Source organism: Enterococcus sp. DIV0213h (assembly GCF_051711285.1).
GTDB classification, from domain to species: Bacteria; Bacillota; Bacilli; order Lactobacillales; family Enterococcaceae; genus Enterococcus_D; species Enterococcus_D casseliflavus.
Map to the genome: position 1 here is coordinate 2,727,382 of NZ_JBIOMH010000001.1, position 21,602 is coordinate 2,748,983.

20 protein-coding genes and 1 other RNA gene are annotated in these 21,602 nt (G+C 41.6%); 11 read left to right on the forward strand and 10 right to left on the reverse strand.

Going from position 1 to position 21,602, the window contains the following annotated elements:
- Positions 1-291 precede the first annotated feature (291 nt).
- Together IGI77_RS12735 and gdhA are read right to left on the reverse strand one after the other, a co-directional pair.
- Complete coding sequence (locus IGI77_RS12735) at positions 292-1,638, reverse strand: glucose-6-phosphate isomerase (protein ID WP_005229134.1); 1,347 nt, start codon at positions 1,636-1,638, stop codon at positions 292-294.
- A gap of 102 nt (positions 1,639-1,740) precedes the next feature.
- Positions 1,741-3,090, reverse strand: a complete 1,350-nt coding sequence (gene gdhA, locus IGI77_RS12740; protein WP_438770180.1) for an NADP-specific glutamate dehydrogenase — start codon at positions 3,088-3,090, stop codon at positions 1,741-1,743.
- A gap of 160 nt (positions 3,091-3,250) precedes the next feature.
- On the opposite strand from gdhA, the gene IGI77_RS12745 reads away from it, so the two are divergent.
- Entirely contained in the window at positions 3,251-4,513 is a 1,263-nt protein-coding gene (locus IGI77_RS12745; protein ID WP_086338016.1) for an NAD(P)/FAD-dependent oxidoreductase, read from the forward strand.
- A gap of 137 nt (positions 4,514-4,650) precedes the next feature.
- Positions 4,651-5,688, forward strand: a complete 1,038-nt coding sequence (locus IGI77_RS12750) for a tagatose 1,6-diphosphate aldolase (protein ID WP_438770181.1) — start codon at positions 4,651-4,653, stop codon at positions 5,686-5,688.
- A 55-nt stretch (positions 5,689-5,743) separates the two neighbouring features.
- Here the strand turns inward: IGI77_RS12750 and ybaK are convergent, their stop codons facing one another.
- The 3 genes from ybaK to IGI77_RS12765 are packed head-to-tail and all read right to left on the reverse strand — an operon-like array spanning position 5,744 to position 8,213.
- Positions 5,744-6,235 (reverse strand): Cys-tRNA(Pro) deacylase, encoded by a 492-nt coding sequence (ybaK, locus tag IGI77_RS12755; RefSeq protein ID WP_438770182.1) that lies wholly within the window; start codon positions 6,233-6,235, stop codon positions 5,744-5,746.
- 50 nt (positions 6,236-6,285) lie between these two features.
- The gene (gene aroD / locus IGI77_RS12760) at positions 6,286-7,038 is read right to left on the reverse strand and encodes a type I 3-dehydroquinate dehydratase (RefSeq protein WP_438770183.1); all 753 of its coding nucleotides are present in this window, start codon (positions 7,036-7,038) and stop codon (positions 6,286-6,288) included.
- 5 nt (positions 7,039-7,043) lie between these two features.
- Positions 7,044-8,213: a class I SAM-dependent rRNA methyltransferase gene (locus IGI77_RS12765; protein ID WP_306793005.1), complete on the reverse strand. Its 1,170-nt coding sequence runs from the start codon at positions 8,211-8,213 to the stop codon at positions 7,044-7,046.
- 237 nt (positions 8,214-8,450) lie between these two features.
- Between IGI77_RS12765 and IGI77_RS12770 the strand changes: the two genes are divergently transcribed.
- From IGI77_RS12770 to IGI77_RS12780, 3 genes are all read left to right on the forward strand, one after another.
- Positions 8,451-10,535, forward strand: a complete 2,085-nt coding sequence (locus IGI77_RS12770; protein WP_074933621.1) for an LTA synthase family protein — start codon at positions 8,451-8,453, stop codon at positions 10,533-10,535.
- A 181-nt stretch (positions 10,536-10,716) separates the two neighbouring features.
- Positions 10,717-11,454 (forward strand): hypothetical protein, encoded by a 738-nt coding sequence (locus IGI77_RS12775; RefSeq protein ID WP_005229124.1) that lies wholly within the window; start codon positions 10,717-10,719, stop codon positions 11,452-11,454.
- The gene (locus IGI77_RS12780) at positions 11,433-11,906 is read left to right on the forward strand and encodes a hypothetical protein (protein WP_074536007.1); all 474 of its coding nucleotides are present in this window, start codon (positions 11,433-11,435) and stop codon (positions 11,904-11,906) included. Before IGI77_RS12775 ends, IGI77_RS12780 begins: the two co-directional genes overlap by 22 nt.
- Positions 11,907-12,022: 116 nt before the next feature.
- Here the strand turns inward: IGI77_RS12780 and IGI77_RS12785 are convergent, their stop codons facing one another.
- From IGI77_RS12785 to IGI77_RS12795, 3 genes are read right to left on the reverse strand one after another with little or no spacing between them, the layout of a single operon-like run.
- On the reverse strand, positions 12,023-13,483 hold the full coding sequence (locus IGI77_RS12785) for a sensor histidine kinase (RefSeq protein WP_005229120.1): 1,461 nt from the start codon (positions 13,481-13,483) through the stop codon (positions 12,023-12,025).
- Positions 13,483-14,196, reverse strand: a complete 714-nt coding sequence (locus IGI77_RS12790; RefSeq protein WP_010749704.1) for a response regulator transcription factor — start codon at positions 14,194-14,196, stop codon at positions 13,483-13,485. The genes IGI77_RS12785 and IGI77_RS12790 overlap by 1 nt, the downstream gene beginning before the upstream one ends.
- Positions 14,177-14,527: an SdpI family protein gene (locus tag IGI77_RS12795; RefSeq protein WP_015510109.1), complete on the reverse strand. Its 351-nt coding sequence runs from the start codon at positions 14,525-14,527 to the stop codon at positions 14,177-14,179. The genes IGI77_RS12790 and IGI77_RS12795 overlap by 20 nt, the downstream gene beginning before the upstream one ends.
- A gap of 145 nt (positions 14,528-14,672) precedes the next feature.
- Here IGI77_RS12795 and IGI77_RS12800 point away from each other — a divergent pair, with 145 nt between their 5' ends.
- The 3 genes from IGI77_RS12800 (at position 14,673) to IGI77_RS12810 (ending at position 16,948) form a co-directional block, all read left to right on the forward strand.
- Positions 14,673-15,443, forward strand: coding sequence for a Cof-type HAD-IIB family hydrolase (locus IGI77_RS12800; RefSeq protein WP_005231883.1), 771 nt, complete (start codon positions 14,673-14,675; stop codon positions 15,441-15,443).
- 62 nt (positions 15,444-15,505) lie between these two features.
- Positions 15,506-15,869: a transfer-messenger RNA gene (gene ssrA, locus IGI77_RS12805) on the forward strand.
- A 680-nt stretch (positions 15,870-16,549) separates the two neighbouring features.
- Positions 16,550-16,948, forward strand: a complete 399-nt coding sequence (locus IGI77_RS12810) for a hypothetical protein (RefSeq protein WP_151195456.1) — start codon at positions 16,550-16,552, stop codon at positions 16,946-16,948.
- 328 nt (positions 16,949-17,276) lie between these two features.
- On the opposite strand, the gene IGI77_RS12815 is transcribed toward IGI77_RS12810, so the two are convergent.
- Positions 17,277-17,492 (reverse strand): helix-turn-helix domain-containing protein, encoded by a 216-nt coding sequence (locus IGI77_RS12815; RefSeq protein WP_074933564.1) that lies wholly within the window; start codon positions 17,490-17,492, stop codon positions 17,277-17,279.
- Positions 17,493-17,607: 115 nt separating this feature from the next.
- Between IGI77_RS12815 and IGI77_RS12820 the strand changes: the two genes are divergently transcribed.
- The 3 genes from IGI77_RS12820 (at position 17,608) to IGI77_RS12830 (ending at position 20,122) form a co-directional block, all read left to right on the forward strand.
- Positions 17,608-17,907 (forward strand): hypothetical protein, encoded by a 300-nt coding sequence (locus tag IGI77_RS12820; protein WP_086338012.1) that lies wholly within the window; start codon positions 17,608-17,610, stop codon positions 17,905-17,907.
- A 236-nt stretch (positions 17,908-18,143) separates the two neighbouring features.
- Entirely contained in the window at positions 18,144-18,512 is a 369-nt protein-coding gene (locus tag IGI77_RS12825; protein ID WP_005229110.1) for an ACT domain-containing protein, read from the forward strand.
- A gap of 509 nt (positions 18,513-19,021) precedes the next feature.
- Positions 19,022-20,122, forward strand: coding sequence for a mandelate racemase/muconate lactonizing enzyme family protein (locus tag IGI77_RS12830; protein ID WP_081116486.1), 1,101 nt, complete (start codon positions 19,022-19,024; stop codon positions 20,120-20,122).
- Between the two features lie 53 nt (positions 20,123-20,175).
- Here IGI77_RS12830 and IGI77_RS12835 read toward each other — a convergent pair whose 3' ends face one another.
- Positions 20,176-21,591, reverse strand: coding sequence for a glycoside hydrolase family 1 protein (locus tag IGI77_RS12835; protein ID WP_438770184.1), 1,416 nt, complete (start codon positions 21,589-21,591; stop codon positions 20,176-20,178).
- Positions 21,592-21,602: the final 11 nt, after the last annotated feature.

Consider the following 21,602-nt stretch of genomic DNA (forward strand, 5'->3'; position numbering starts at 1 on the left):
TTCAATTCATCACGCATTTGTCACCAAGAAATGACAGTTTCGTTCGTTGAAACGCATTGGTTTGTTCGTGCCACTTCTTAAAAAGCATTTTATACTAAAGGAAATCAAAAGGAGATGAGCCAAATGCCAATTATTCAAACCTGTATCTTTGGACTATTGTCTGCTGCGTTGCTTTGGGGATTAAAAGAAGACCGCTGATTTATTGGCCCGACGATCTAGTAACACAACAAATACGAAAATAAAACAACGCCTTGAGCCAATCAGACTGGCTCAAGGCGTTTCTTTATCGAATTATAGACGTTCGTTCAATTCTTTTGCAAGATCTTCAAAACCTGGTTTGCCAAGTAAGGCGAACATGTTTTTCTTGTACGCTTCAACCCCTGGTTGGTCAAATGGGTTCACGCCATTTAAGTAGCCAGAGATACCCACAGCGATCTCAAAGAAGTACATGGTGTAACCTAACGTGTATGCATCCATTGTAGGGATTTTTACTAACAGATTTGGTACATCCCCATCTGTATGTGCAAGTAATGTTCCTTCAAAGGCTTTCGTATTAACAAAATCAACTTCTTTTCCTTCTAAGTAGCCAAGACCATCAAGATCTGCTTCTTGTGTAGGGATCGCAATTGATTTGCGTGGTTTTTCAACTTTAACAACTGTTTCAAAGATATTGCGACGGCCTTCTTGGATGTATTGACCAAGAGAATGCAAGTCTGTCGAGAAGTTTGCACTTGAAGGATAGATCCCTTTTTGGTCTTTTCCTTCAGACTCGCCGAATAATTGTTTCCACCATTCTGAGAAGTATTGCATGCCTGGTTCGTAGTTGATCAGCAATTCGGTTACTTTGCCTTTACGATAAAGGATGTTACGCATTGCTGCATATTGATACGCTTCATTTTTTTCAAGGTCGTCACTTGCGTAAGCATCGCTAGCATCTGCTGCCCCTTGCATCAAGGCATCGATATCCGCTCCGCTGGCAGCGATTGGTAATAAACCAACAGCAGTCAATACAGAGAAACGGCCGCCGACGTCATCTGGAATCACAAAGGTTTCCCAGTTTTCAGCATCTGCTTCAACTTTTACTGCACCTTTCGCTTTATCCGTTGTTGCGTAGATCCGTTTGTTGGCTTCTTCTTTGCCGTATTTTTCAATCAAACGTTCTTTGAAAACACGAAAAGCGATCGCTGGCTCAGTAGTTGTTCCTGATTTTGAGATCACATTCACAGAGAAGTCACGGTCACCGATGATTTCGATCAAATCTGCTAAGTATGTTGAAGAAATCGAATTACCTGCAAAAAAGATTTGTGGTGCTTTGCGTTCTTCATTTGGTAGCAAGTTAAAGAAAGAGTGATTTAAGAAATCAATCGCTGCTTTCGCTCCTAAATAAGATCCGCCGATCCCGATCACGACTAATACTTCAGAATCAGATTGAATTTTTTCAGCCGCTTTTTTGATACGCGCAAATTCATCTTTGTCATAGTTTTTAGGAAGGTCGATCCAACCTAAAAAGTCGCTACCAGCACCTGTTCCTTCGCGTAATTGTTTGTCTGCTGCTGTAACTTGACTTTGCATGTAGCTCAATTCGTATTCGTTCACGAATGGTGCTACTTTTGAATAGTCAAACTTGATGTGTGACATGATTTGTCCTCCTTGAAAAAATAGTTTTTCATACACTACCTACTTTACGTTTTTTTTTAACTTTTTTCAAGTAATTCCTGATAGGTAGCCTGTTGGGTGATTTTAGACAAGTCCTTGAGCAAACATTGCTTTAGCAACTTTTTCAAAGCCTGCGACGTTCGCACCTAACATAAAATTATTTTTTTGATCGAAGGTTTCAGCAGTATCACGGCATGCTTCATAGATCGACTTCATGATATCGTCCAATTTGGCATCGACTTCAGATTTTTCCCATTGCAGTCGTTGGGAGTTTTGACTCATTTCTAACGCAGAAACGGCTACGCCGCCAGCATTGGCTGCTTTTCCTGGGCAGTAGAAAATTCCTTCTTCAATAAAATATTCTGCTGCTTCTAATGAGCTAGGCATATTCGCGCCTTCAGAAACGACCCGGACACCATTGGCTTTTGCACGTTTGGCTTGTGAGAGATCAATCTCGTTTTGGGTCGCGCAAGGAAAGGCTAATTCCGCTGGTGTATCAAAATCCCAGACAGATGCCCCTTCATGATATTCGGCTGATGGACGTTCCTTGGCGTAAGCCGTCAACCGTTCACGCTTCACTTCTTTGATCTCTTTTAACAAGGCCAGATCAATGCCGTCTTTGTCATAGATAAAACCAGAGGAATCAGAACACGTGACAGGGATCGCACCTAATTCTTGCAATTTCTCAATTGCATAGATCGCAACATTGCCGCTTCCAGAAACGATCGCTTTTTTGCCTGCAAAGGTTTCACCTAGGTCTGTCAATAAATGCTTAACGAAATAAACGGCGCCATAACCCGTTGCTTCTGTGCGGTTTTTACTGCCCCAGAAGTCTAATGGCTTACCAGTTAAAATACCAGCATCGTATTGTTTCAATCGTTTGTAGGCACCAAACAAATAGCCGATTTCTCGGCCTCCGACACCAATGTCGCCAGCTGGAACATCTAAGTCAGGTCCGATATGTTTTGACAGCTCCGTCATAAAGCTTTGGCAAAAACGCATCACTTCAGCATCTGATTTGCCTTTTGGATCAAAATCACTTCCGCCTTTGCCGCCGCCGATCGGCAGACCTGTCAAGCTGTTTTTGAAGATTTGCTCAAACGCCAAAAACTTCAAGATACTCAAGTTTACACTTGGGTGAAAACGCAAGCCGCCTTTGTAAGGCCCCATTGCCGAGTTGAATTGAATCCGATAGCCACGGTTTACTTGCCAGTTGCCTTGATCATCTTGCCACGGGACTCTGAATTGGATAAAACGTTCTGGTTCAGTTAAGAGTGCAAGGATATTTGATTCAATATATTCTGGATGCTCCTCTAAAAAGGGAACGATCGTAGGCAAAAATTCATCAATTGCTTGAAGAAATTCCGGTTGGTGTTGGTCTTTCTCATGAATCTTCGCTTGAATTTCTTTCACGTAAGCTGAAGCTTTGGTCATAGTGCATTACCTCCTTTAAGATATTTTCTATTTTAAAGAAATTTTCTGAAATTGCACGCTTTTTTTTAGAATTGTCAGAATTTTTTATTATTCGAAAAAAATCGACCAATCCTTTCAGCACTCATAGCCGATGTGTTACAATCCCAAAGAGGTGAAAAGAATGGAAAAAACCTATGATGTCATTGTTGTTGGTGCAGGTACGAGCGGCATGATGGCTGCGATCACTGCTGCCAAACAAGGTGCGCGGGTGTTATTAATCGAAAAAAACAAAAAAATCGGCAAGAAATTATTGATGACTGGCGGCGGACGCTGCAATGTAACCAATAATCGGCCGGTAGATGATTTAGTTGCTCATATTCCAGGAAACGGCAAGTTTTTGTATAGCACGTTTTCTCAATTCAATAATTATGATGTAATGGCGTTTTTCGCAGACTTAGGTGTCGTCTTAAAAGAAGAAGACCACGGACGGATGTTCCCTGTGACGAACAAATCAAAAACCATCGTCGAAGCGTTGCTTCAAGCAATCAACGATCATCACGTCACCCTATTGACGAACACGGTCGTCACAAAGCTGATCCATGACGGCAGTCAAATTCGCGGCGTGCGAACCGAAACCGATGAGTTCTCTGCCCCTAGTGTGATTTTGACGACAGGTGGCCGCACCTATCCTTCCACGGGCGCAACGGGGGACGGCTATAAGATGGCAAAAAAAGTCGGCCATACCATTACGCCACTTTATCCAACCGAATCGCCGCTTGTTTCAGAAGACTCCTTTATTCAAGAGCGGACGTTGCAAGGCATTTCCTTGCAAGACATCACGTTGAGTGTCTTGGATCAAAAAGGAAAGCCCATCGTCGCCCATACGATGGATCTTTTGTTTACCCACTTTGGGTTATCTGGTCCAGCTGCTTTACGCTGTTCCTCTTTTGTGAACCAAGAATTGAAAAAGCAACAACCCGTGACGGTTGTTCTGGATTGTCTGCCGGCAAAATCCCATGAAGCCTTGACCCAAGAATTGATTCAGTCTGCGGCTTCGAAGAAACAATTGCCGAATGCTTTAGCTGGCTTTTTGCCTGAGCGCTTGATGACCTTCTTTTTGCAGCAGCTAGACCTGCATGAGCTGGTTGCTGAAAAAGCCTCACCAGAACAGTTGGCTGTGCTGGCTTCCTTGATCAAAGGCTTTTCAGTCACTATCGTTCGCACGTTCCCGTTAGAAAAGTCTTTCGTGACTGGTGGCGGGGTCCATCTGAAAGAAATCAATCCAAAAACCATGGAGAGCAAGAAAATCAACGGCTTGTATTTTGCTGGTGAGTTATTGGATATCAATGGGTATACAGGTGGTTTCAACATTACAGCAGCGTTTTGTACTGGACATGTTTCAGGGAAAAACGCAGCAGAAACAGCTAGTTATTTCAGTTATTGATCGATGACCCAGGTGTTGGCAGCAATATCCTTGCCGTTGCTACCAACACCTGGGTCTCCTCTCTTTTTGCTTATTAGTTGGGTTTTTCTCAAAGTAGGCGTAGACTAAAGATAGCAAGATCGAGGGAGGTTTTTTTAATGAAACGAATTTCAAGAGGTAAATTTGAACGAATGCAAAAACTTTCAAATGAGGATGGTGTGATTGCCGCACTAGCGATCGACCAACGTGGTTCCATGAAAAAAATGATGAAGGCGGCAACTGGACCGGATGACTTTACGATGGAACACATTTATGAATTCAAGCAGTTGGTTTCCCAAGAATTGACCAAATATGTCAGCAGTATTTTGTTAGATGAGGAATATGGCTTCTTAGGGATCGAAGCAAAGAATCCCAATGCTGGCTTGATCCTTTCCTATGAAAAAACAGGGTATGATGTCAATACGCCGGGTCGTTTGCCAGAAATTCTACCCAATGAATCGCTGCAGCGCTTAGTGAAAAAAGGGGCAGATGCTGCGAAAGTCTTGGTTTATTATAATCCAGATGAACCGCAAGAGATTTTAGATACCAAACATGCATTTTTAGAACGTTTAGGTACGGAGGCACAAGCGGCCGATATTCCGTTATTTGTAGAGCCAATCGTTTACGACGATGAGATCACAGATGACAAATCACCTGCTTTTGCCAAGATCAAACCGAGTAAGGTCATCCGAACCATTCAGGAATTGACAAAAGATCACTACCATATCGATATTTTGAAAGTCGAAGTACCGGTTCAGTTCGACTTAGTTGAAGGTTTCCAAAAAGAAGGCTTAGAGGCCGTCTATACGCAAGAAGAAGCCGCCAATTACTTCAAAGAAGCTAGTGACGCTGCGACGCGACCATTTATCTATTTGAGTGCGGGTGTCCCAGCGAATGTCTTTCGCGATGAATTGACCTTTGCTGGTCAACATGGTGCTAAATTCTCAGGAATCTTAGGTGGGCGAGCAACTTGGCGCGATAGTGTGGAAATCTATGGGAAGCAAGGCGCCAAAGCATTACTGGAATGGCTGGACACCCAAGGGAAAGAAAATGTTGAAGAATTAAACGCCATTCTAAAACAATATGCCACTCCGTGGTTTGCCTTTTATGGTGGTTTAGAAAATATTGAGGTTTTCGATATTGAAGTAATGGAATAAAATAGTACAAAATAATCCCCGTGAACGGCATTTCAAGATGGTTCACGGGGATTTTTTATTCGTGTTCAGGTGCCAACAAATCGGCAAAGACCGCCCTAGTCAATTGTTGCAACGCTTGGGGGGCAAGCCCCATCTGCAACCCGCGCTTTCCTGCAGAAACCACGATTTCTTCCAGTGCCTCTGCCTTATGATCAATATAAGTAGGAAAGAGCTTTTTCATCCCGATCGGCGAACAGCCGCCGCGAATATAGCCAGTCGTTTCTTCTAAATCTCTCAGATGCAGCATCTCTACTTTTTTGTTTCCACTGACTTTTGCTAACTTTTTCAGATCCACTTCTCTGTTTCCAGGAATCACAGCCACCAACGGACCTGTTTTGTTGCCCACTGCCACCAGCGTTTTGTAGATGGCTTGCGGGCGTGCTAGTTGCACAGCGACGGATTGCGCATCGAGATGGTCTTCCGACCACTCATAGGTGTATTCGTTATAAGCGATTTTCTGTTGTTCTACTTGACGGATCGCATTGGTTTTTTGTTTCTTCTTCGCCATTTTATCCCTCTTTTGTTTTGGTTTCTTTTAAGAGAAGGCCTTGGCTGGTCTTACTCATTGAGTGAAAATTCTTGTAAGTAGTTGGTCATTCGTTCGATCGGTATTTGTCCAGGTGCTGAAGCACCTTGCAACGAAGCAAAAGTAAAGACCGAACCAGTCAATGCCCCACTAACCCGGCTGATTTTCCCCAGCTCCCCCATCGACATGATCGCCAACGGCAGTTGGTTGAAGCCACGCGCTTTAGTAATGATCCCCATCAAACGCAAAACATCTTGGACTTGCTTGGGCATCATCGCTAACTTGCCAACATCGGCACCAAATTGATTCATTACGCCGATCTTTAAAATCAACACAGCATCTTCTGGCGTTTTCTCAAAATCATGATTGCTCAATATCAGCTTTACCTGTGCCTTTTTGATTTCTTGAATAAAGGCTCGACCTAAAAATTCAGCTTTCTCTAATTCGACATCGATCCAATCGATCAAGCCTGAATCAGCAGCAGCTAAACACAATTCTTTGTACTGGGTCAATGTGAACGCCCGCTCGCCCCCTTCTTCCAAGGTTCGAAAAGTGAAGAGCAGCTCTTTGTGCTTTAATGTCGTGCGAATATGTGATAACGCATCTAAGACCGCTTGCTGGTCTTCGACATGTTTGTAATGATCAACACGCCATTCGACGATCTGTGCCTCTGATTCCTCAGCAGCAATGGCTTGTTTCAAGATCTCTTCATTGGTTTTCCCAATCAATGGCACACAAATCAACGGTGATTTCCCGTCTAACGTTACTGGTTTTGATCGGCTCATCTACTTCACTCCTTTTTCATTTGATAAAAGAATACTTTCAGATAGTTCCCTTCGGAAAAATGCTTATCTACCGCAAAATCAGCTGGTAGACGATAACTTTGAATACATTCATAAGCAACGTGTGCTTTCTCTAAGGATGCTTCGATCATTTCTTGAAACTTCCTCGGTGAAAGATTGGCTGCATTCGTTGAGGCGATCAACAAGCCATCAGGCGCTAAAATCGCCAAACTATCAGTGACTAAGTCGCCATAATTTTTCGCAACCGAGAAGACCTTTTTCTTGTTGCGGGCAAAACTCGGCGGATCTAAAACGATCACATCAAAGCGCAAGTCTTTTTTGCTGGCATAATTGAAGTAATTGAAAACATCCATGACATGGATACGCTGGGTATCTGGATCAATGCCGTTGACTGCAAATTGCTCGCGGGTCTTTTCTAGACTGCGTTTTGCCAAATCGACGCTCGTTGTTTGAGCAGCGCCACCGACAGCAGCAGCGACAGAAAACGCCCCCGTATAACTGAACATATTTAAAACCGACTTGCCAGCTGCCAAGCCATCAACAAGTTGCCCACGAACTTCTTTTTGATCCAAAAAGATGCCCGTCATTAATCCTTCGTTCAAATACGTCGCATACGTGACGCCATTTTCCTTCACCAGCAAGGGTTCAGGTGCCGTTTTTCCATAGACCCATGCTGATTCAGGCAGTTCAGACGTAAAGCGGATTTTTTCATAAGCCCCTTTGATCTCGGGAAAGATTTGACGAAAAGCCGCCACGATCGCTTTTTTATGTTGATAAAGGGTGGCATTGTACCAAGAAAAAACGACATACTCGCCATACAAATCTACGGTAAGCCCCCCCAATTGATCCCCCTCGCCATTAAACAGACGAAAGGCATCTGTCAGGTCATCTTGATAGTAAGCAATGCGTTTGCCTTTTGCTTTCGCAAAGCGTTGCGCAAAGAATGCTTGGTCGATCACTGTTTCTTCAAAGGATACGACCCATCCGATTCCTTTATTTTGTTCCCCAAGATAGCCGACACCTAAGAAATGGTTGGCCTGATCAATAAAGGTGACCCACTCCTTCGTCTCGATTGCTTGTTGAAGATCTTCTCGTTGGATCAACGGATTCTTTTTGCGAAGCTTCGCTGATCCTTGCTTCGTTAGTTTTATTTTCATGTTCATCTGCTCCATTCATTCTCCTTTTTAGTATAGCAAAAAGCGACTGTATTGTCTGTATCCTTGAAAGTAAAGAAATACTTAATTCCGCGTCATGACAAGGAATTCATTTGACACGTCTTTCACAGCCTAGTAAAATGTACTGTGATGTAAAATCGTAATTTACCGGTTATACTGGAAAAAGAGAGGACGATTCCTTTGAAAAAAAATAAAGTATCCACCTTTGTGAATACAAGAATGGGCTTTTTTTTCCTATTAGCCCTATTATTTTGGCTAAAAAATATCTTTGCCTATATGGTGGACTTCCACCTAGGTATTGAAAGCAGCATTCAGTACTTCATCTTATTCATCAATCCGATCGCAACGACTTTGTTGTTGCTGTCGATCGCATTGTACGTAAGAAGAACCAAAGCAGCTTATATCACGATGCTTGTGATCTATTTCTTGATGACTCTGCTGTTGTTCTCTAATGTTTCGTACTATCGAGAATTCACTGACTTTATCACCATCAACACGATGCTCGGTGTAGGAAAAGTAGCAAGTGGTCTAGGAGAAAGCGCAATTCGCTTGTTCCGTCCCTACGATGTGTTGTATTTCATTGACTTTATCGTGCTGATTGCAGCCTTTTCAATGAAAAAAATCAAAATGGACACTCGTCCTGTGCGGGCACGGATGGCTTTTGCGATTTCAACCTTAGCTGTCATGGTCTTTTCTGCCAATCTTTTCTTAGCAGAAGCGGATCGTCCTGAACTGCTTACTCGAACGTTTTCTCGTGACTATTTAGTGAAATACCTTGGGATCAACGCCTTTACGGTTTATGATGGCGTGCAAACCTATCAAGCTTCGCAAGTACGTGCCGAAGCAAGTCCCAACGACATGAACGAAGTAGAAAGCTATGTCAGAGAACATTACGCTGAACCGAATGATGATCTGTTCGGTATCGCAAAAGGCAAGAACGTCATTTATATTCATTTAGAAAGTGTTCAGCAATTCTTGATCGATTATAAATTAAAAGATGAAGATGGTGTTGAACATGAAGTTATGCCATTTATCAATAGTTTGTATCATAGCGATAGCACCTTTAGTTTCGATAACTTCTTCCATCAAGTAAAAGCTGGGAAGACCAGTGATGCGGAAACGTTATTCGAAAATTCCTTGTTCGGATTGAATCAGGGGGCATTATTCACTCAACTGGGTGGGAAAAATACCTTTGAGGCAGCGCCAGATATTTTAGGTCAAACCCAAGGCTATACCAGTGCGGTTTTCCACGGAAATACGGGTACCTTCTGGAACCGAAATGAAACCTACAAACGGTTTGGCTATGATTATTTCTTCGACGCATCGTATTATGATGTCAATGATGAAAATTCATTCCAATACGGTTTACATGACAAACCGTTCTTTGAACAATCGGTACAATACTTAGAACGTCTGCAACAACCGTTCTATTCAAAATTCATTGCAGTTTCTAACCACTACCCATATTCTGAATTTACCAATGAAGAAGGCGGCTTCCCACTAGCGAATACTTCTGATCAAACGATCAATGGGTATTTCGCAACCGCGAATTATTTAGATAAAGCCGTAGAAGAGTTCTTTAATTACTTGAAAGAAAGCGGCTTGTACGAAAACTCAGTCATCGTTTTATATGGTGACCATTACGGAATTTCCAATTCTCGGAACCGCAACTTAGCAGAATTGCTTGGAAAAACAAGTTCGACTTGGACAAACTTTGACAATGCTTCATTGCAACGTGTCCCTTATATGATCCATATTCCAGGACAATCAAACGGCGGCATCAATCATACGTATGGTGGCCAAGTTGATGCGTTGCCAACCCTCTTGCACTTACTCGGTGTAGATACATCGAACTATATTCAATTGGGACAAGATTTATTCTCTGATCAAAATGAACAACTGGTTGCCTTCCGCGATGGCGACTTTGTGACACCAGACTACACTTACTATAGCAGTACATTGTATGACAATCGTACCGGCATGCCGATCAACGATCCATCCGATGAACTGCAAGCGAAAGTCGATGAGTGGAAAGCCAAAGTTGACAAACAGCTGTCGGTTTCTGATCAGATCAACAATGGTGATCTCTTACGTTTCTATGCGAAGAGCGGTTTAGAAGAAGTCGATCCTTCGACCTATAATTACAAAGACGCCCTTCAGCAAATGATGGATATCGAAAAGAATCTAGGCAGTGATTCAACCAGCGCCTTTTCTCAAAACGGTAATCAATCGACCGTCGATCTGTACCAAACAAAAACCTTCCAAGAATACCAGCAGATGACGGAACAAGATAGCGGAGAATAACCTATAAGTACTACAAGATCGATCCAGCAAGGCGGATGCTTTGCTGGATTTTTTTCGGCTGTTTTGTTCGTAAAAACCCGATTTTTTCTATTGCTTTTTTAGCTTCGATATTTTACTACAAGAACTTCATACTTTATTCAAACTCCCCTTTTATACTATGAAATAGGATGAGGTGAACTAGATGAAAACTATACATTTTGCGATTGCCAGCATATTTTATCATAAAAAAGCCATGGTGCTTTATACGCTTGTATCCTTCTTTGCCGTGATTGGCTTGATCGTGACCTTCGCCTTGATCTACTCAATGGATCAAGTGATCGCTCAAACCAGAGATCTCTTAACAACAGAAGATTTGCAAACGAAAGTAGCAGAAGAGATCCAACCAGTCACGACGATCTATCATCAACTGTTCTATTTGATTTTTAGTGCCTTTACACTGGTCTTTATCGGCTTTCAAGTTTATTACCAATTATCGAAACGCTCAGAGTACACTGCCTGGTTAGCAAGCGGTGCCACCACCAGACAATGGGTGGCGATGCAGTTGCTTGAAATGCTCTTGCCGCTTTTAGCAGCTGCCGTGATCGCCTTTGTGTTGTTGCTGCTCTTCCAGCCTTATTTCCAGCGAGAATTGCTTAGCGGGCATATCATCGCTCTTGATCGTGAGCGTGCTTCGGATCACTTTTGGGAGGCTGTTCAAAGTCTTCCTGGTCAAGAATTCGCCATTACGATCCCGCAAAACAGTCAAATTCTTGTCCAAAATGTTGACTTGAACAGCACCACTTGGCTGGCTATTTTATTTGAGAGTACGCGCCACACACTTATCGTATTGCTTGCTGCTGTTACCAGCTTTACTGGTCTGATTGCTAGCGGACATAGTCTGTATTGGAGGAAAAAACAATGGAAAAACCAACTCAGCTAACGAAATCAATTGGTTTCTTTTATGTTGCGAAAGACAATGAAACAAAAACATCTGAATTAAGCTTGCTGCTTTCACAAAAAAAAGCAATCTTGATTCGCGCACAGTGGCCCTCCGTCCCCTTTTTATCGGTCATGGACAATGTATCTCTTGCAAATAAAAAAGGGGGCGATTTAGAGGAAGTGCTGCCTTATGTACAGCTTCCCTTATCGGCTTTGAAAAAAGATCGAACAGAGTTAACACCCTTTGAGGAGCTCAAAATTCAACTGCTCTTAGCTTTACTTTCAGAAAGAGAAACCCTTTTAATCGAAAATGTCTTGAGCACATTAACAACGAAAGAGGTTCAAACCCTGCTGCCCTTGTGTCAAGAAATCGCCGAACAATTTGCTGTTGCCATCTATTTGATTCATGAAGACGAATGCTTTGCCCATACCCCTTATACTACTTATCTATAGTTTACATAGCCCCCAAACAAGAAGGCTTGCTTGCAAAAGCAGGTCTTTTTGTTTGGACTGCTGCCACTGAACCGCAAAAAAATCGACCGGCTAAGCGAATTGCTGCCGGTCGATTGCTATTCTTCATTTAAGTCGATATCAGGAAAAGAGATTTTAAACGTCGTGCCTTTGCCAAGTTCACTTTCTACACTGATCTTTCCTTTGTGCAGGCGTACGAGCTGTTCAACGATCGATAGGCCCAAACCTGATTCACCAAATTGACGGTTTTTACGGGAAGGATCGACTTTGTAATAACGATCCCAAATATTCTTGACTTGTTCTTCAGACATGCCGATTCCCGTATCACTGATTTCGATGATCGTTTCCAAGTAGCCTTTTTCGATTCGAACCCGAATTTCTCCATCTTCCGTAAACTGGATCGCATTTTGTAAAATATTGACCATGATTTGGACGAAACGATCGTAGTCGGCATAGACGTCAATTGGCTCTGTTGTTTCTAAAATCAACACATCTTTGGCGATTTCAGCCTTGCTCTCAAGTTGCGTCAGCAGATTTTTAATGGTTTGCGTTGCATCGAATTTTTTGATGACCATCGAGATTTGATTGGTTCGGATTTTTTCGTAGTCAAGGTTTTCGTTGACTAATCGAATCAAGCGATTGGTTTCATTTTTCATCAAACGGATCGCATTGTCCTTTTGATTTTCAGGAATCGCGTTGTACTCTAACCCTTCCAATAAGCCATTGATGGTCGTCAAAGGCGTACGCATCTCATGCGAAGCGTCTGCCATAAATTGTCGACGACGTTCTTCTTGTCGTTCAATTTCCTCTTGCGACTCTTTTAAGGATTTCGTCATTAAATTAAAATCTTCGGCTAACTCATCAAATTCATCCCGATTATGCACTGGCAAGAAGATATCAAAATTGCCATTGGTGATCTCCTTGGTTGCTCGTTTCATGCGATTGATCCGCCTTACTTGGAACGTAGCAAATAGGTAACTGATCAATAAGGAAACGACGATCGAGATCAAACATACTTTAAACAAGTTTTGGTTAAAAGCACTGACAAGATTCAAGATGCTGCTTGCCGATTGCGAAACCACCATCACCCCGTAAAAATCCGTTCGGTTGACAGAAAAAGGAATCAAAACATAGGAAGTCAGTTCTTTTTCCCCATATAGATTCGTGGGTGATGTCAGTTGCAGACGCGCCCCGTTTTCTAAGGATTGCCAGTCTTTTTCAGAAATTGGAAAATCCACCGCACGAGTCGTATCTAATGGATAAATGATGTCATCGGGGCTTTTAAAGAAAGCAAAAGAAATGTCTTGGTTGCTCAAAATATTTTCAGCCAAATGCAGAGAATATTGCAGATAGCCATCTCGCGTCATATTTTGCTGCAAATATTCTGAATCGCTGATTTGCGAAATCGTCGCGACCGACGAAGCATACCCCATTAACTGCTCATAATTTCGTTCTTGTAATGTTTGGCGCGTCATTTGTGTAAACGCAATACCAATCGTCATCAAAATCACGAAAATCACGACAAAAAACGCAATCAGCTGTTGATACAAGTAGCGCATTAAGCAGCACCTGCATCGTCAAATTTATACCCCACACCCCAGACGGTTTGAATGATCTGAGGTCCCACTTTTTCTATTTTTTGTCTTAGTTTTTTGATGTGCGCATCAACCGTCCGTTCATCACCAAAATATTGGTAATCCCAAACTAGTTCTAACAATTGCTCTCGTGAAAAGACTTGCCGCGGTTTTTTCGCTAACGTATAAAGCAAATCAAATTCCTTCGGCGTCAACCCATCGATGGGTTTGCCATTTAAATAGGCTTCCCGTGTTTTTGTGTTCATTTTGAAATGATCGGTCACAACATCAAAAGTTGCATCGGAAGCTTCAGGCGTTGTTTTTTCAACCAACTCACTGCGGCGGTGTAAGGCTTTGATCCGCGCGATCAAGGTCAGTGGACTAAAAGGTTTCGTCACATAGTCATCTGCCCCCATCTCCAACCCGATGACTTGATCGCTTTCTGAATCACGGGCCGTCAACATAATAATAGGTACTGTACTGGAGATTTTGCGAATTTCGCGCGCCACCATCATGCCATCCATGGAAGGAAGGTTCAAGTCAAGGGTGATCATGTCCCATTTGTCTGGTTCAGCAGCAAAGGCTTCCAGCCCTTCTTTGCCGTCGTACTTAAAAGCCGCTTCCCATCCTTCATTCAAGAAAAACATTTGCATCATTTCAGAAACAGATTCGTTGTCTTCAATCATTAATATATTCATTTTCTTCACCTCTATGTTCTTTATCAAATCGTTGCAGATTCTCTTCGATCAGGCCAAAGATCGGCACGATGAACCAAGGGATCGCGATCATTTCAACTAGGAAAAAATTGGTCCATTCTTGCCATTTCAAGACAAACCCAATGACCGCCATGATTCCGCCAAAAAGCAGAAAATAACGGGCGCATAGTTTCTGAGCATGCCGCCAGTTGCGTTCATTTTGTTTTGCTAAATAGGAACGGTAGCCATAAATAAGGTTCATTTTTTTTGATGGAAAAAGAAAAAAAGTGAGACCAATCAAGAAAAAAATGATGCCAATTACTAAAAAAATCATCGTTTCACTCCATTCTTCCTATAGTATACTCGAATTTCTTTCTTCTACCAACAACTTCACCGATTATTCATAAAGGTTTGCCTTTTTTTCAATCTTTGATAAGATTGTGAGTGGACTATGACTATAAACCTTAGGAGTAAGATACATGACCTATAAAGCATTAACTTTTTTTGATCTTGACGGTACGCTTTTAGATGAACACTCGCAAATCACATCCGAAATCGCTGAAGCGATGGCGATGTTGCGAAAAAACCAAGTACTGCCGATCATTGCAACAGGAAGAACCGAACCTGAAGTTACCGCCATTCGTGAAGCAGCTGGGATCACCTCGAACATCGTCATGAACGGCGCCTTTATCCGTATTGACGGCAAAGAAGTTTTTTCCGATACCCTTGAACCTGAACTTTGCGCACGGATGTTCCAAGCAGTCAAAGACAATGGCGATGAACTGTGCTATTACAATGAGAAAGGCTATTGGGCGACTGGACATACCGAGGAAATGATTGGTGCGTACAACTATGTCCGCAGCCCTTTACCAGAAATCGATCCTCTGCATTATGAAACAGATCGGACCAATATGTTGTTGGTTTTAGGTGTCGGCAACGATGCTTATTATCATGAGCGTTTTCCAGAATTAACTTTTTATCGTAATACCCCCTTTTCCATCGATGTCGTAAAATCTGGCACCTCTAAAGGGACGGGCGTAAAAACCTTGGTAGAATTGTTGGGTCTAGAAGATGTACCTACCTTCGGCTTTGGTGACGGCAGCAACGATTTCGCTCTTTTAGAAGCCTGCGACCACAAAATCGCAATGGGAAATGGAATTCAAGAGTTGAAAGAGTTGGCAGACTTCGTGACCCTGAAAAATACCGAAGGAGGTATCGTGCACGCCCTGAAACACTTTGACTTAATCTGATTCTTTGCATACAGGCAAAACTATGGTATACTAATGAATGGTAGCGATACCCCTTTTATCAAGGGGATGTTACGGATTCGACAGGCATAGTTGAGCCTGAATTGCGCTTCGTAGGTTACGTCTACGTTAAAACGTTACAGTTAAATATAACTGCTAAAAACGAAAACTCTTACGCTTTAGCTGCCTAAAAACAGTTAGCGTAGATCCTCTCGGCATCGCCCATGTGCTCGAGTAAGGGTCCTATTCTAAGTGGGATACGTTTTATCTTTCCGTCTGTAAGATAAAAAAGAGAGCATCAGACTAGCGATACAGACTGCCTGTCACTCGGCAAGCTGTAAAGCGAACCTTCAAATGAGTTGACTATGAGCGTAGATTTTTAGGTAGCAATATGTTTGGACGCGGGTTCGACTCCCGCCATCTCCATAATGAGTTAAGCCGGATGAACGTATAGACACGTTTATCCGGCTTTTTTTATTGATACATAAAAGGGCACTTACCCTTTATTTTAAAGATAATTGTTCTATCTCCTATCAGACTGGACATAAAAAAATTACTTCAGCTACCTAAACTATCTATGTAATGGAATATCTCTTAAGAAAGTTTCTATCTTCATTTATAAATCAGAAAACTCTCTACTTCGTTTACTGATATTGGAATTACCACAAAGGTCTAGATAGCGTATGGGCTTATCTAGGACATTCATCGGATGCCATGTTTGTTTCCTCTCTTAACACCTTTATATATTATTCAATGCAAGTGTTTTCACTCTTATTTTTTTAAGAATATTGACATTAATTCAGCGGAATGTTAAACTCATTCCGATGTTAATACGTCCTAAAACTGTCATTTTATAGCTTTCGTGTTAGCCATCCTGCATAAATCCAGCTACCCAACCCATTTTATTATGTTTTTTAGATAAAAGGGACTCCAAGCACTCTTTTGTACAACATACAGATCCTTACAAAAGAAAAGCAGTCCAAGGACCTTTATAAGTGTATCAAGTTGATATCAACGAATCCTCTTCGTTTGATCCAAATTGAGCTTCAGCAAATACATCTAAGCTCTTTTTAACAAAAATTTATCTATATAGGAAAGGAAAAAAGATATTGAATATTTTTACTGCTAAGAAATATGAGACACAAATAAAATCAATCATAACTACTTCAGAAATCTATTCCTTAGAGGAAATCTCTGAAATAACTCGTCTTGACCTTCATGAAGTGATAAATTTAGTTGAAAAAATGATAAAAAAAGGGAATAACTCGAATTGGGAATTTCTACTTTTTAAAAATGCCCACATTGATTATCGAAGCAATCAGCTTATTTTGGATGAAACGAAGAAAAATGGGATCGGTAAAAAATTCGGCAAGATGACTATGTCTTTATTGGATAAATTTACACCTAAAGAAGAGGTTGTAAAACAAGAATGGAAATGCCTTTATTGTAATAGTACGAATGCTCCCGAAGAATACAAGTGTAACAGTTGTGGTGCTGAAAAAGAATAAATGGTATGCTCCTTTCTTAGAGTGCAAACTAAAGAAGGAAAATGGGATTAGTCCAACTGCTTTCTGTTCTTTACTCATGCCAGTATTTGATACCCGTTAACTATCATATTAAAGAACTTTATCGGTTGTATATACTTACTGCTTGTGGTGATGCTTTTCCCCAAATTGATGGGCTTGAGGTGATGCGGTCTTGATGGTTAACGATCCTTCTTAGTCGTCTTCTTCCCTCTCTAAAGAATATAAAAATAAAGAGAACCTTAGAGTAGTCACGTTGTACAGTGTTGCTATTCTAAGTGTTCTCTTTTTGTCTTGTCCTACTTTTCAAAAGTTATTTTTTTGTGAGTCTGATAATTTCTGAAATATCGTCAATTTCCAATGCATTAGCGATTCTTTCAATATGTTGAAGGTAAACTTTTTCTCGTTTGCCATTTGCCAGCTTATTAATAATCGAAGGTTCAATATCAGATAAGCGTGCTAACTCTCTTAGAGAAATTCCTCGGCTTTTTACAAGCTCTTTTAAGCCTATTTCTATTTTTCTGTTCATGTATTAGCCACCTTTTTCTGCAAGCAGATGTTGTTCATAAGGACATCATATAGTAAAATAGAACCTAAGGTGGTGTCTATAAGAACACCAATAAAAACAGAATGGAGGCGTTACTTTGAAAGAAATAGAAAAGATTGGCATTAAGACAAGTAATAAGCAGCCGGTAAAAGAAATTAGCTACCAGGACATATATGGTTTAGGAGATACTTTGGAGCAATTAAAATCTTGGCAAGAACCACTCTGTGTATTAGAAAAATTTTTCAGTGACAAAAAAAGACCAGCTAATAAGCAGAAAATCATCCGAGATTATCATGCCTGCTCCTTATTATTTCATGTCTTTCTCACAGACTTTGGTAGCTCCCTCGAAAAACTGGAACTCCAGATTGGTGATTTAAAAACTCGAAGAAAAGTTTAATGGCAAAACGATAGCTTGAGCTCACATCAAGCGATAAATGATCGCTTACTTTGCTTATTGATTCTAATAATGGAACATTTTTAACCGCTTATTTTCTTCTGTATAGAATCTACCCGTCTGTTACGTCTCACAGAAACGACACAACGCTTAGAATCATACGTGATCAAATGATAATCGCCTTCCCTTCTTTCTTATCCTTTGATATGATGATTGCATCAAACGAAGGACGTGATTAAATGAAACTGACCTTATTGGCACCCTCTTTTTCTGTCATCCAAGTAGAGCGTATTGATCCTTCGATACTGAAGATCGTTCCTCTATTTTTTGCCCATACGTCAGAAGAACTTTCTTTGGTGTTACCAACGGCAAACGTTCCATCTGAAACACTAAACAGAGAAGATGGATGGAAAGCGATGAAAATAATTGGTGTGCTGGATTTTAGCTTAATTGGCATTATTGCAAAAATCTCTTCCCTTCTAGCCGAGGAGTCAATCAGTATTTTTGCTGTTTCTACCTTCAATACTGATTATATTTTAATCAAGGAGCATCAGGTAGAACAAGCTCGTACTGTTTTAACCGCCAATGATTATTCCTTTGTCAATTGAGAAAAAACTTTTTCTTCCTTACGACAAGTTACTCTCGCTCGCTTTTTGAAATACAAAAGAACGACTGAACCAAAGAAGTTCAGTCGTTCTTTTGTATTTCACTTGTCGTTTAACAAAGATAAGAGTACTAGGTATCCCAAATAAAAGACTTCCCCAAGCTTTCATTTGCCCCAGTACTCTTCATTGCTCGTTGTTAAGATAATCATAATACAAAAATGATTTTTATTCAATAACTATGCTTTAAAAATAAACAAAATGCTATTTTGTGACAATTTATAGAGGTTTCACTTCATTTCTAGCTAATATTCCCTATATCTGTTTATATTCTAAATGGTTCCGTGAAGCATCAGTTGAAGAGATGCGATCCCTTCGTTAGTGATCCACCTTCTTTTAAAGTTTTGAATTTGATAAAATTCAGCCTTGTCAATCTCGCCTTCCCATGCTACCATGGTTATGCAAACGTTAACATTAAAATGCACACGTGAACATTAATTTGAGGAGGATTTTTAATGGCAAAAATTACAGATGTACAAACAGCGTATTATCGGATACCTCTTCCAGAAATCATGGAAGATGCGAAGCATGGCTTACACACCCACTTTGAAGTGCCTATCGTCAAGATCGTTACTGATGATGGACGTGAAGGGGTCGGCTATACGTATACTGGTGGCTTCGGTGGCGAATCGATCGCCAAACTGATCGATAAAGAACTAAAAGCGATCCTTTTAGGGAAAGATCCAGCATGTGTGGAAGCCTTGTGGGATCAGATGAACTGGGGAATCCACTATGTTGCCAGAGGCGGTTTAGCAAGTTTTGCCATTGCGGCTTGTGATATCGCCTTGTGGGACTTACGTGCGAAAAAAGCACAAGAACCCCTCTACAAACTTTTAGGCGGCGCAAGCAACAAAGTAAAATGCTATGGTGGTGCGATTGATCTAAACTTTCCTCTTGAAAAACTCTTAGCCAATAATCAAAAATATTTAGACATGGGATTAAAAGCGGTCAAAATCAAATTGGGACAAAAAACACTTGCCGAAGATATTGCTCGAATAAAAGCGGTCAGAGAATTGATTGGTCCCGATGTTGTCTTTATGGTGGATGCCAACATGAGCTGGTCTGTTGAAAAAGCGATCAAAGCCGCCAAACTGATGGCGCCTTATGACATTTTGTTCCTTGAAGAACCAACGATCCCCGAAGATTACGAAGGCTACGCTCGTATCGCTAAAGAAGGGCAAATTGCGGTGGCAGGCGGAGAAAACTTGCGCACCCCTATCGAATTTGCTCATATGATCAAATATGGCAATGTCGATTTTCCGCAACCCGACGCTTCCAATTGCGGTGGGATCACCGGCTGGTTGAAAATTGCTGCCTTAACACAAACAAGTAACTTATCTGTTTCTACCCATGGCATGCAAGAATTGCACGTTAGTCTACTAGCAGCGATGCCTAATGCTGGGTATCTCGAAATGCACAGTTTCCCAATCGATCAATACACCACGAGACCGTTAGTGATCGATCCATCCGATGGCTGTGCGATTGCCCCAGAAGAACCAGGGATTGGCGTCACCTTTGACTGGGAGAAACTTGCTCCTCATAAACAACCCTTTTAACTGAAAACCCACGCTGATTTCCTTTAGGATGAGGAAATCAACGTGGGTTTTTATTACAGAATCAATGGTTTTTCTTCAAATGGAAGCCACCGTTCATCAATCAGGGAACGATACCAAGCGGCTGATTTTTTTAATGACCGAGTCCGTTCTTCATTTAGCTCGATTCGTACGAGACCATAGCGATTTTTGAACGCATTCATAGGTGAAACACAATCGGTAAATGCCCAAAGCATATAGCCTTCGCAGTTGGCGCCTTCCTCGACGGCTTTTAGCAGCCAGTAAAGATGTTCGGTAATAAACTGAATCCGATAATCATCTTGGACTTGACCTGTGGCATCCATATACTGTTCTTCATTTTCCCGCCCCATACCATTTTCAGTGATCAGCCATGGAATATTGCCATAATTTTCTTTAAGATAATTAGCCATATCGTACATGACCTTCGGATAGATTTCCCAGCCACGGGAGTTATTCATTTGTTTTCCTGGCAAATCAAAGGTCTCATAAAACATTTCTGGATGAAATGGTGCATCCGAATGCCATTGATATCGTGGTGCCCGCACGCGTTTCGGGTAGTACTGATTGACACCTAAGAAATCCACCGTATGGGTGCGGATCGTTTCCAAATCTTCTTCTGTCGGATCAAAGTAGATGTCATAGGTTTGGCAAAGCGTGATAAGTTCATCTGGATAATGCCCCTTAACCATTGGATCAAAAAAGATTCGGTTGAAAAAAAGATCGTACATTTTTTGCGCGTTTTGATCCTCTGGTGAGGAAGAGCGTGCGTAAACCATTTCTGGATTTAGCACACAACCGATGCGCCCCTCATAGCCCTTTTCATGATAGACAGCCACCGCTTGGGCGGACGCCAATACTTTGTGATAGTTCCAAAGCATCCATTTTTTTGTGTTTTGCTCATGGGGCCAGCGGATCGCATCGAGATAGCAACGAGTCTGAATAACGATCGGCTCATTGAAGGTAAACCACTGTTTGACTCGATCACCGTAACGCTCGAAGGCGATTTCGGCATAACGGGTATATAGATCGACCACTTTCCGCGAGCTCCAGCCATCATAGGCATCCATCAAACTAGCTGGCAGTTCATAATGTTCCAAACAAAGCATCGGTTCGACCCCAGCAGCAAGCAATTGGTCGATAAGCTGATCGATATGAGCAGCATAATCTTCATCAACGATCAGCTGTTCATGGTCGGTAAAGAAGCGCGCCCAGTTGATCGATGTTCGGTAATGGGTCAAATGAACCTCCTGCATCAGTTCAACATCCTCTGAAAACTTTTCCATAAAATTCGTCGCAACAGCCGGCCCGTAGCCATTATGCCAGACAAAGCGTTCTTCTTTGTACCAGCGGTCGAGATACGAATCTTGCCCTTCTTTCTTTCCTTGCCAGCCTTCTGTCTGCCAAGCAGACGAAGCAGCCCCTAAAATAAATGTTTCAGGTATTTTTACCATTTTTTTAAAAC

Bases quoted from the DNA above. Each gene is read 5' to 3' on its own strand.
- IGI77_RS12735 (WP_005229134.1), bottom strand. From the start codon at position 1,638: ATGTCACACATCAAGTTTGACTATTCAAAAGTAGCACCATTCGTGAAC.
- gdhA (WP_438770180.1), bottom strand. From the start codon at position 3,090: ATGACCAAAGCTTCAGCTTACGTGAAAGAAATTCAAGCGAAGATTCAT.
- IGI77_RS12745 (WP_086338016.1), top strand. From the start codon at position 3,251: ATGGAAAAAACCTATGATGTCATTGTTGTTGGTGCAGGTACGAGCGGC.
- IGI77_RS12750 (WP_438770181.1), top strand. From the start codon at position 4,651: ATGAAACGAATTTCAAGAGGTAAATTTGAACGAATGCAAAAACTTTCA.
- ybaK (WP_438770182.1), bottom strand. From the start codon at position 6,235: ATGGCGAAGAAGAAACAAAAAACCAATGCGATCCGTCAAGTAGAACAA.
- aroD (WP_438770183.1), bottom strand. From the start codon at position 7,038: ATGAGCCGATCAAAACCAGTAACGTTAGACGGGAAATCACCGTTGATT.
- IGI77_RS12765 (WP_306793005.1), bottom strand. From the start codon at position 8,213: ATGAAAATAAAACTAACGAAGCAAGGATCAGCGAAGCTTCGCAAAAAG.
- IGI77_RS12770 (WP_074933621.1), top strand. From the start codon at position 8,451: ATGGGCTTTTTTTTCCTATTAGCCCTATTATTTTGGCTAAAAAATATC.
- IGI77_RS12775 (WP_005229124.1), top strand. From the start codon at position 10,717: ATGAAAACTATACATTTTGCGATTGCCAGCATATTTTATCATAAAAAA.
- IGI77_RS12780 (WP_074536007.1), top strand. From the start codon at position 11,433: ATGGAAAAACCAACTCAGCTAACGAAATCAATTGGTTTCTTTTATGTT.
- IGI77_RS12785 (WP_005229120.1), bottom strand. From the start codon at position 13,483: ATGCGCTACTTGTATCAACAGCTGATTGCGTTTTTTGTCGTGATTTTC.
- IGI77_RS12790 (WP_010749704.1), bottom strand. From the start codon at position 14,196: ATGAATATATTAATGATTGAAGACAACGAATCTGTTTCTGAAATGATG.
- IGI77_RS12795 (WP_015510109.1), bottom strand. From the start codon at position 14,527: ATGATTTTTTTAGTAATTGGCATCATTTTTTTCTTGATTGGTCTCACT.
- IGI77_RS12800 (WP_005231883.1), top strand. From the start codon at position 14,673: ATGACCTATAAAGCATTAACTTTTTTTGATCTTGACGGTACGCTTTTA.
- IGI77_RS12815 (WP_074933564.1), bottom strand. From the start codon at position 17,492: ATGAACAGAAAAATAGAAATAGGCTTAAAAGAGCTTGTAAAAAGCCGA.
- IGI77_RS12825 (WP_005229110.1), top strand. From the start codon at position 18,144: ATGAAACTGACCTTATTGGCACCCTCTTTTTCTGTCATCCAAGTAGAG.
- IGI77_RS12830 (WP_081116486.1), top strand. From the start codon at position 19,022: ATGGCAAAAATTACAGATGTACAAACAGCGTATTATCGGATACCTCTT.
- IGI77_RS12835 (WP_438770184.1), bottom strand. From the start codon at position 21,591: ATGGTAAAAATACCTGAAACATTTATTTTAGGGGCTGCTTCGTCTGCT.